Annotated in this window: 9 protein-coding genes; 4 read left to right on the top strand and 5 right to left on the bottom strand. The window is 66.1% G+C overall.

Annotated elements, in window-relative coordinates:
• Nucleotides 1-1646: 1646 nt before the first annotated feature.
• The 3 genes from KF791_20650 to KF791_20640 are packed head-to-tail and all read left to right on the top strand — an operon-like array spanning nucleotide 1647 to nucleotide 2945.
• Complete coding sequence (locus KF791_20650; protein ID MBX3734993.1) at nucleotides 1647-1880, top strand: hypothetical protein; 234 nt, start codon at nucleotides 1647-1649, stop codon at nucleotides 1878-1880.
• Nucleotides 1783-2517 (top strand): AAA family ATPase, encoded by a 735-nt coding sequence (locus KF791_20645; protein ID MBX3734992.1) that lies wholly within the window; start codon nucleotides 1783-1785, stop codon nucleotides 2515-2517. The genes KF791_20650 and KF791_20645 overlap by 98 nt, the downstream gene beginning before the upstream one ends.
• Nucleotides 2430-2945, top strand: coding sequence for a DUF4143 domain-containing protein (locus KF791_20640; GenBank protein MBX3734991.1), 516 nt, complete (start codon nucleotides 2430-2432; stop codon nucleotides 2943-2945). The genes KF791_20645 and KF791_20640 overlap by 88 nt, the downstream gene beginning before the upstream one ends.
• Nucleotides 2946-2949: 4 nt before the next feature.
• Here the strand turns inward: KF791_20640 and KF791_20635 are convergent, their stop codons facing one another.
• The 5 genes from KF791_20635 to KF791_20615 form a co-directional block, all read right to left on the bottom strand.
• On the bottom strand, nucleotides 2950-3279 hold the full coding sequence (locus KF791_20635) for a hypothetical protein (GenBank protein ID MBX3734990.1): 330 nt from the start codon (nucleotides 3277-3279) through the stop codon (nucleotides 2950-2952).
• Nucleotides 3276-4631 carry a hypothetical protein gene (locus tag KF791_20630; protein ID MBX3734989.1) on the bottom strand — a complete coding sequence of 452 codons (1356 nt, stop codon included), beginning with the start codon at nucleotides 4629-4631 and terminating at the stop codon, nucleotides 3276-3278. The genes KF791_20635 and KF791_20630 overlap by 4 nt, the downstream gene beginning before the upstream one ends.
• Complete coding sequence (locus KF791_20625) at nucleotides 4628-5770, bottom strand: hypothetical protein (GenBank protein MBX3734988.1); 1143 nt, start codon at nucleotides 5768-5770, stop codon at nucleotides 4628-4630. The genes KF791_20630 and KF791_20625 overlap by 4 nt, the downstream gene beginning before the upstream one ends.
• 88 nt (nucleotides 5771-5858) lie before the next feature.
• The gene (locus KF791_20620) at nucleotides 5859-8063 is read right to left on the bottom strand and encodes a hypothetical protein (protein MBX3734987.1); all 2205 of its coding nucleotides are present in this window, start codon (nucleotides 8061-8063) and stop codon (nucleotides 5859-5861) included.
• Nucleotides 8060-8449 (bottom strand): BlaI/MecI/CopY family transcriptional regulator, encoded by a 390-nt coding sequence (locus tag KF791_20615; GenBank protein MBX3734986.1) that lies wholly within the window; start codon nucleotides 8447-8449, stop codon nucleotides 8060-8062. Before KF791_20615 ends, KF791_20620 begins: the two co-directional genes overlap by 4 nt.
• Before the next feature lie 173 nt (nucleotides 8450-8622).
• Here KF791_20615 and KF791_20610 point away from each other — a divergent pair, with 173 nt between their 5' ends.
• Entirely contained in the window at nucleotides 8623-9420 is a 798-nt protein-coding gene (locus tag KF791_20610) for a hypothetical protein (GenBank protein MBX3734985.1), read from the top strand.
• Nucleotides 9421-9560: the final 140 nt, after the last annotated feature.

The raw sequence follows: 9560 nt of genomic DNA, 5'->3' as shown, positions 1-9560 counted from the left end.
CTGACCTGCATTGGTCGTCTGGATGCCGCCGGCCGCTTCCTCCCGCTCCGATCCGGCGCACGCCTCGTCCGTCTCCGGACCGGGGAACCGCCCCCAATCTGCGACAGTTCCTGACCCATGCGCACCCACGCCACGGATCACCGTTCCGCTCAGCGCCATCCGGTGCCGCGCACCCTCCATGCCTGGACTACCCAATCAGGCCCTCCGCTCCACGTCCGGCACCGAAGGAACACCCGGTTTTATATCCGAGCCTGCTCAGACCACGCGCTGGCCACACGGTGGCCCTTCAGTTATGCCTGCTCCGGGCGCCTTCGGTCCACCGAATCCAGGTAGTTTTCCTATACGGCCCGGGCCTCCTCCGCGACTCCGTCCAACCGCGAAATAAGTCGGGCGGCCCACGCCCATTCCAACCTCACACTCCGGCCGCCCGACCTATTCCGCTTCGGGGTTAGGCCGTCTCGTCGTCATCGGTCCAACTCTCTGGCGGAACTCCGAACTCCTCAAGCGCGAACCTCCGCGTAATCTCGAGTGTGTCCTGCAAGTAATCGTGTGTGCATCGCTCGCCCTCATAAACGTAGAGATAGTAGCCAATGCCCTCGCCTCCAAACTCGATACGGAAGCGTCGCCCGCCGTGGGTCGCTCGTAACGGAGTCTGGTCTGTCGGGTTCGTCATTCCGAGGCGTGGTCGAGCGGCCTAACGCAAAGGTCAGCGACGGGAGCCAGCAGCCGATGACGTTCGATTGGTTCCCGAGCGAATCGGCTGGCTCCCGTTCGCTGGACCGTCTGGTTCGACAATCCCATTCTGGATCTCAATGGATCCCGACCTGGCATGCGTGAATACCCGCCTCCAGGGATCTACCAATAGCGAGCTATGCTCCGCTTTCAGGTGCCAAATCCCCACGCGTGCGCCAACGACCTGCCGTCTCAAAAGCACCAAACCATAAAGCGCCACCGGGGGCATTCCGAATGGGGCGCAAAACGCGAAAGCCCGTCCAACCCGAATTGAGCGCGTCTCAGGGACACTCGGCAAGTGATTCACGTCAGTAAGCATCGTGCCCCACCGGACCGAGTTCTCTCCGATGCCGAAGCTCGGCTGAATATCAAGTCCCGCGGCGTCGTAGCGGCCCAACAACAGCCGAATCTCCATCTCCGGATGCACGGTCTTCTCTGACCGGACCCACTCGACATGATCCCCGACTTGCAGAAACGCCATCCCAACAATCGGCTCCGGCGCGATGATCGTACCAACCCAATCCCACGCTGATCTTCGAGTCCACCTGCCAGAGACCGTAGCTGTGATCACCCCAGGCGTAGGAATGGAGAGGGACTCGATCATGGCCTTGTCGAACGTTGTTTAGACTTCCCAATCGCAGCCTAGATTTGAAGGACTGTCAATCTGGAATTGAATGTTTGCATAGGCTGCGGAATGGTTGGCCACGTGGACCATCCCACGAACCGCAGTCCCCGCGAATCCCCAGCACCACGCGGACGCCGCACCGCTGGCGCCGTTCGCGACGACCCGCCCTGGCTCCTGCGCCTCTGGAGCCGCCAAGCGCGTCCCACTGAACCGCGAAAAACTCCACGGGTGGAGCGTTCATGTCCTGCGTTTCCTCAAATTCATCCGGACCCACTAGGTCGAGGGGCCCGTGGACGTCCTCGCCAGCCAGTTCCTCGCCGACCTGGCCGTCCACCAGCCGCCCCCCAGTGAGTGGCAACAGGATCAGATCCGCAAGGCCCTCGACGTCTTCGCCCGCGACGTGGATCACTGGCGCTTCGAGCGCGATGATACCGCCAGACCGAAGTGTGTTCCTTTGGGGACCCCGCCGCACGGGCAAGAGCTTCTGGTTGCGGGAGCAGTTTGCCGCCGTGCCTTGGATTGACCTGCTTCAGACGGAGGTGTTCGCAGAGTATGCCGCCCGGCCGCAGTTGCTGCGGGAACGTGCCGTGAGCGAGGTCTGGCGTCAGGGTTCCCAAACCATTGTCGTGGACGAAGTGCAGAAGGTGCCCGCGCTGCTCGACGAGGTGCATTGGCTGATCGAGAACCTCGGGCTTCGATTCGTCCTCACTGGTTCCAGCGCCCGCAAGCTCCGGCGAGGCCACGCCAATCTGCTGGCGGGTCGCGCCTGGCGGCGCGAGATGCGGCCGCTGTGTTTCGGAGAACTGTGGCCTGCATCGCCGCCGTCCGGATGGACCGGGTTTTCCGTCGAGCGATGTGTTCTGACCGGCATGCTGCCGGCGCATGTCCTGCGGATCATCCGGTGGAGGAACTCCGCGCCTACGTCGCCGGCTACCTGCGCGAAGAGATCGCCGGCGAGGCCCTCGTCCGGAACCTCCCCGGCTTCTCCGAGTTCCTTCGCGTGGCCGCCATCACGTCCTCGGAGCTGCTCAACTGTGCCCATGTCGCCCGCGAAGCCGGCATTTCCTCCAAGGTGGTGCGGGGATACTTCGAGATCCTGGAGGACACCTTGCTGGGATTCCGGGTGGCGCCGTGGACTCGAAGCGACCATCGGCGGATGATTTTGACGGAGAAGTTCTACTTCTTCGACGTCGGTGTGGCGAACTACCTGGCGCGACGGCAACCGGCCCCCGGAACGCCCGAGTATGGGAAAGGCTTTGAGCAGTTGGTGCTCATGGAACTCATGGCGCATCGCGCCTATCGGATTCCCGAGATGGAGATTCGATTCTGGCGCACGAGCACCGGGGCCGAGGTGGATTTCCTCCTGGAGGACCGGAGTGTGGCGGTGGAGATCAAGTCCGGCACCCGCGTGCAGGCCGCGGACATCCGGAGCCTGCGCGACCTGGCCGATGATCATCCCGTGGGACGGCGCTTCCTGGTCCATGGAGGTCGCGAGCCCCAAGTCCTCCGGGACCGCCATGGCGACATTGCGTGCCTCCCGCTGCCGGACTTTGTAAATGCTCTATGGTCCGGAAACGTGGTCCGGTGACACCTCACGGCTCGCGGTATTCGCCCCGTCCATGACCGTCGCCACCCAGCGGCCCAACAGGCCGCCGCCAGTCGCCTCGCCCGAGGTGTCCTCCGATCACAAGATCACCCTTCTGGTCGAGAGCTCCCGCAAGACGGTCGAGATGCTGAAGGGCCACCAGTTCGTCGTGATCTACAAGGAAACGGACGGCGCCCACACCTGGGACAAGGGGCGCGAATACCTGAACGAGTTTGCGCCCCACTTGTTCCGCAGAGTCGAAACGACGCCTGTCCCGGCCCGCCCTCCCGGAGGTGGCCATGAGCCAGAATTGCCCTGCGGCGTGCGCGGGGGTCATCGCGAGTCCATGGGGAAGCGCCCCCGGAGACCCAGGATTCCGGGGACATCAATCTCCGTCCAAAAGGGGTCCTGACCACGACCCTCCCGGCCCTCATTGCCACGCCTTGAGGCGAGCTGGAATTCGCCGGAGTAGATGCGGCCGTCGAACTCGATCCGCACCTCCCCGCCGGAGCCCTGCGGGGCATCACCAGCGAAATGGTTGATCCGAGCCTGGACGCGATCCACATCCACCGGGGATTCGAACTCGATGAACTCGTACTCCCGGTCGGGCGAGGAACGGTGGTCCTTGAAATAGAAGCCCTCGGGACTTCGCACGTGCTCGAAGAACAGCGTTTCAGCGCCCTCCCTCGGCCGGGCATAGAGGTCCAGGTCCACGTCACCCCGCCATCGGATGCCAATCTTCATCGGGCCCGTGCGTGACCGGGGCGGCGGAGGGCGGGAACCGGCCAGCAGGTCGCGCGTGATCCAGTCCGTCGCTCCGGCGTCGCGGGTGATCCGGACCATCTCCACCTTGGAGTCGAGGTCGCCGCCGTGGAACGTCGTGGACCCGTCCCCGGCGGAACCGGTGCCTCGGGTCACAGCGGCAAACACGGTCGGAAGGTCGGCACTGAAGCGTCCCGGACGGAGCCCGCGACGGGTGGCATAAAGGTGCCAGAAGCGTTGAACCCTCTCGCGATGCACATCCGAGATCCATGGGTCGCCGAAGTAGCCCAGATGCAGGACCGCGTTGGACAGCCCGATGTCCCGGCTTCCCTTCCCGAACACGGTGCGATCGCGTTGGGCGAGCAGGTGCCCGTCGGACGGGAAGTAGCCGTCGCGCATGGAACAGTCCGGTTCCTTGGGGTCCACATACAGCGGGCTGCCCAGGACCAGAATGACCAATGGATCGCCGTCACCCCCCGTGGCCGCGGCATTCTCGAAGAGAAAGTCCAAGAACTGGGGCAGCCGGACCGCATTGGTCAGGGCCGGTCCGGCGGCGGGATCCAGTCCGGGACCCGCCGCCAGAAACTGGCGCAGGCGGTTTAGATCACCGGCAAACTGATTGGCCCGGGTGCGGCTGCTGCGAAAGGCCATGGCTTCCGGGATGGAGACAACGGCCACGGTCTTCAGATGAAAGGCATCGTAGACTTCGAGTCTTGAACCGGTGGACATACCTTCCAGCACAAAGCGTCCCAATGACCGGAACACGGCATCCCTTGCCCCAGGTTCCAGAAACGGGGTGATGCCGACGATCCAGCGCGCGCCCGGGGCCGGCATACCCCCGGTCTCCCCGCCCGCCGCCAGCCGGGCGACGCCGATGAGGCAGACCCAACTGAGGAGACGCAAACGGCCAACGGTGGGAAACGTCATACGCCGTTCCCCAGGACCGGATCGCTCCCACGCCGCGGCAGGCCCGGCTCCCTGCCGCCGGCACGATTCTGCTCCACACCCTCCAACTGGCGCCGCAGCTGGCTGGCGATGCCGTCCAGCAGGCGGCGCTCCTCCCGCACCCGATCCTCGCGGTCCCTGGTCTCGCGAAAGAACAGGGATCGCGCGTAGAGCAGCAACGCGGAGAGCTGATTCTCCAGCCGCGTCCGGGCGCCCACGGCATCGGCCAGGGCGCGGCGCTCCAAGGCCACGCCCTGCTCCAGCACGCTCCGTTCCTCGTCCCACTGCAGGAACTGGGGATTGCCCGCGAGCCGGACCGGACGATGGCGCACGTAGAGCGTCGTCAGATACATGCCCAGGACGGCCGACAGAAACACCTCCGCAGCGCCCTGGGACACCACGGTGGCCATGTCGAGCCACGTCGCGCCCCCCGCGGTCAGGGCCGGACCCATCGCGCCGGCGTCGAGAACGCTGACGGACTCCAGCTGATCCGCTGCGGACTGCGACAGCCTCGGATAGGTGGCGGCATACCCGATCATCCAGACCAGCACGCCAACCAGCCCCAGCCCGAGGCAGACCCACAGGTAGGCCGATCGAACCGTGCGGCCCGGGATCAGGTCCCAACCCACCTTCACGCCCAGCGCACCCACGGGAAGCAGTGCAGCCCAAAAGTACGCGCGCACCGGGTTTTCGGTGAAGGTGATCAGTCCGGACTCCAGGAGGTTGAACGAGATGTTCAACACGCCGAACACGAGGAGCACGACGATGCCCAGGGCACCCGCGGCGAACATGGTCCGGTCCCATCCGTTCCATGGGGCGGAGGGGTGGACATCCGGCTCGCCGCCCATGCGGACGGGAAGGAGCGGATCCATGGCCACCAACCGGGCCTGGGCGGCGGCGAGCCGCGACTCGAGGTGCAAGAGACGGTCCCTGTGGACCTGCTCCTCCTGCGTACACTGCTCAATCTCATGGGCATGCTGGTGCAGGAACAACGCACGGTGATAGGCCTCGATGTCCTCCAGACTCGCCGCCTCGGGCTGCCCGATCTGGTTCTGGATGAACTCCAGCTGCACCGGCGGCGAGATCGCCGTGTCGCCGGTGTCTGGGGGCGCGAGTTTCATAAATGGGGGCGGAGGGGGCCCGGTTGAAGTCGCACGCGGAGCGCATGCGGGTCGGACCGATTTCACAAGCCTCCGACGGGTCGGCCGCTCAGGGATTGACCGGACTGGCATCCGACGCCGCCGCCGGCCGCTTCCGGTCGCGGACCTCCTCCTTCCGGGACGACTTCAACGCCTCCAACAGCGCGCCATCGGACTCCAGCGTCTCAAGCCGCCTTTCGAGGGATTCCATCTCGTGCCGAAGCTTCTGACGCTGAGCCTCCAACTCCATCCGCTGACGCTCCAACTGCTCCCGGAAATCCCCGACCGCCGCGGTGGAACGTCCCTTCGACAGCTCCATCGCACGTTGCTGCTCCCGCATCGCCTTCTGGGCCTCGCGGACCGCCTCCCGGGCCGCCCGCTCCCCTTCACGCGCCGCAGCGGCAACCTCCTTGTTGATCCGCGCCACCATCTCGGCATCGGGGAGGTGGGATCTCGCCTCCAAAACCGCCTTCCGCGCAATCCCCCGCGCCCCCGCCGTGGGATCCTGCTCGACGCGGAACTCAACGCGGTCCGGCGACCCGTCATTGGCCTGCCAGCCGGCACCCTCCCAAGCCATCAGCTGCTCCATCATCCGCTCAAGCCGGTCCAGCCGCTCCTCCAAGGACCCGCGATCCTTTCCTTCAATCCTGCGGACGTTGACCCGAACCGCCTTGGAGGCATCGGTACGCACATCGGCGGCCGGATCCACGTGGACATTGACGTTGGCCGCCGCGCGCACCGGACGCGGCGCCGGCAGCGGCTCCAGTGCCGGCAACGCCGGGATTGGTGGAACGGGGGGCGGCGCCAAGGTCGGTTCCGGGGGGGTCGGGGGTTCGGGCACCTCCCCGGCGACCCCCGTCTTGATCCTGGGCCTCGTCACCCCTTCCTTCCCGTCGAGAACCGGGGCCACCGGCTCCGGAAGCGCGTCCGGATTCACGTTGATGGCGGCCTCCACGTTCACGGGGAATGCCGCCGTGGCATCGCTGTCGGCCGACGGCGGGGCGATCAGGTCCAGTTGTGGACCCGCCCGCAGCACCAGTCCGGTGATGCCGGTGGTGCCCAGGATCAGCAGGCCGGCCATCGCGCGGGCGATCCGTGGGGACGCGTTCCGTTTCGTATCGAGTATCATGGCGATTCGTTCCTTCAGTTGTGTTTTACGACTCCAGACCGCCGGAGCCGCGTGCAGATCGCGACCCGGACGTCGTCCGGCAAATCCAGTCAGCAGCAGCGCGTAGTTTCGCGAGCTGTGGGCGGCGTCGAGCACGTGATCGTCGCAGGCGATCTCCCGCTCCAGGGAGAGGCGGCGGACGATCCAGTGAACCGCCGGATGAAACCACAGCACGGCCCGCAACCCCTGCTCGATCAGATGGGTCCAGTCGTCATGCCGCCGCACATGGGCCAGTTCGTGTCTCAGCACCTGGGTCACGTCGCCGATGGACTGCGGCATGCCATGGCCCTCGGGAAGCACCACGATGGGATGCAGGAAACCCGCGACGAACGGCACGGTGTCCGCCGGACCGATCCGAACCACGACCGGACGGCGCACGCCCATGACGGTTCGAAGGTGCTCGAAGCATCGGCAAACCTCCTCAGGCGCGGGCTTGGAGCCCCGTTTGAGCTGGCGCACCCGGCCCACTTCCACCATCAGACGGGTGAGCCGGAAAGCCGCCGGAATGATCCAGCCGAGCACCAGGACCACTGCGACTCCCTGGGAAACCGGAATCCCCCAGCGGGCGGCGCTTTCCGAAGCGCCGTGGGACAAACCGGCCGGTTCCTCGTCGGCGAACCCCGTCAGACGACGGTCAACCGATTGGGGCTTGGGTGAAGAGCCGGTGACTTGCTGTCCGCTCTCCGCCGCGTCCGGACTCGCACCGGACTCGATCCATGGCACCAGCGGATCGTCGCCTTCGGCGATCACCCACGCACGCCCGTCCGGAAGCGGGACTTCCCCGCCCGGGATCCGATGGGGGAATGGCAACCGGGATTCTGCGGAAGCGGGGAACTGGGTGTCCGTAGGCACCAACGCCGCAACGGGACCAGGCGCCGGCGCCGGCGTCGGCACCGCCCTGAAAAACTCGGACACGCGAAACCCGTGCACCACTGGAAGCGCGGCCATCAGCAGCAGGCTGACGAACCACACCGCATGCCGGGTCGCGGCATTCATCGTCGGAAGCAGGCGCAGCGCTGCGGCGACCAGCGCGAAAACCACCAATCCTTGAAGGGCCCCATTGGTCAGGGCCTCCATCACGTGCTGCGCCGTCGCGTACAGGTTCATGGCCGGGAATCGGGGGTGTCCTGGATCCGTCGCTTGAGCTCCTCAAGTTCCTCCAGACTGAGCTCGTCGGTCCGCAGAAAGCTCAACACCAGCTCCCCGGGCGATCCGGCAAAAAACTTCTTCAGGAGCTGCTGGACGGCCTTGCGTGCCGCCGCGGCACGGTCCACACGCGGCGTGAACACCTGCACCCGGCCGTCCTTGCGGCAGGACAGGTATCCCTTGGTCCGCAGAATGCCCATCAGCGTAAGGATCGTCGTGTAGGCCGAGCCGTCCTTGCCTGACAACGCCTCGGCCACCTCCCCGACCGTGGCGGACCCCTGCTTCCAGATCACCTCCATGATGCGAAGCTCGGCGTCGGTCAGCGTCCTGGATTTCTTGCGGGGCATGGGGTGTTCCGTGACTACTAACGAATTAGTGGATGACGGATAGGCCGCCCCGCCATCCCGGTCAACTAAATTCTTAGTAGTAAATCGGAACGGCCTCCGCCGCGGGGAACCCCCTTCCCAGAACCCCGGGGTTGAGGCAGTGTCCCCACATGCCCGCAGGTCGGGGACCCTCCGTGAACCCCATCAGCCGCCCCCTGATTCTGGCCGTCCTCATGGCCGTTGCCTGGGCGGGCGGCTGCTCCCGTGCGACGGAATCCGCCGATGCCTCCGGGCCGGACGATACGGACCTCGGGCCGACGACCGATGCCCAGGTGGCGAGGGCCAAGGCGGCGATGAAGCAGCGGCTCGCCGAATCGCCGCCGGCCTCGGTGACGGCCGCTTCGACGATCGCTGATCCGCCCGCCGGCCAGCCCCGTGCTCCCAGGGAGGGGGAGCAGATCTGCTTCCTGTGTGCCGGCAAGGGGGAGGTCGCCTGCGCCGCCCCGCGCTGCAATGCCGGGTACCGTCCCTGTCCGGGCCCGTGCTTCAAACGCCACGAAGGGAACTGGGTTCCGTACCCCGGGCAGCCCGGCGTCATGGCCCGGGCGGTCCGCACCCCGGACCGCCGCACGTTCTACATTTCCGAGGGCCATGCCGGGGAGGTGTGGGTGTTTGAGGGCGGCACGATGGTCAGCAAGGGCCCCTGCCCCACCTGCAAGGGACGCCGGGTCGTGGCCTGCAAGTCCTGCAAAGCGACCGGAACGCAGGAATGCCCGGTCTGCGCGCGCGAGGGTGCCGTCCCCGCAGGCTGGACGCCTGAGGACAACCCGTGGTTCAACCGCCAACCGGATCTGGTCCGGCTCAAGGACGGACGCGTCTTCCTCGCCACCGAGAGTGGAGGCGATGACGTCCTGGTGATGTGGAAGACCCGCGCCGGCGGAATCGTCACCGTCCCCCGCTCCGAAGTCGCCCAGTGGCCCAAGTCACCGTAAGCCTCCCCCTCTTCCGCAGCCACGCGACCGGAGAGAGAGTCCCCAAGGATCAACCACCGCAGCCTGCTGGCTTACTTTCAACTGCCGTTTCCAGGTTGAAAGAACCGTAGCCCGACTTTCGCAACTGGAGAAGGAAAAGA

Source organism: Verrucomicrobiia bacterium, from assembly GCA_019634635.1.
In the GTDB taxonomy this organism is placed as follows: domain Bacteria; phylum Verrucomicrobiota; class Verrucomicrobiia; order Limisphaerales; family UBA9464; genus UBA9464.
Note: the sequence above shows the minus strand (reverse complement) of the source record. Positions and strands in the feature narration are given on the sequence as shown.

Bases quoted from the DNA above. Each gene is read 5' to 3' on its own strand.
- KF791_20645 (MBX3734992.1), top strand. From the start codon at position 1,783: ATGATACCGCCAGACCGAAGTGTGTTCCTTTGGGGACCCCGCCGCACG.
- KF791_20635 (MBX3734990.1), bottom strand. From the start codon at position 3,279: ATGACCCCCGCGCACGCCGCAGGGCAATTCTGGCTCATGGCCACCTCC.
- KF791_20630 (MBX3734989.1), bottom strand. From the start codon at position 4,631: ATGACGTTTCCCACCGTTGGCCGTTTGCGTCTCCTCAGTTGGGTCTGC.
- KF791_20625 (MBX3734988.1), bottom strand. From the start codon at position 5,770: ATGAAACTCGCGCCCCCAGACACCGGCGACACGGCGATCTCGCCGCCG.
- KF791_20620 (MBX3734987.1), bottom strand. From the start codon at position 8,063: ATGAACCTGTACGCGACGGCGCAGCACGTGATGGAGGCCCTGACCAAT.
- KF791_20615 (MBX3734986.1), bottom strand. From the start codon at position 8,449: ATGCCCCGCAAGAAATCCAGGACGCTGACCGACGCCGAGCTTCGCATC.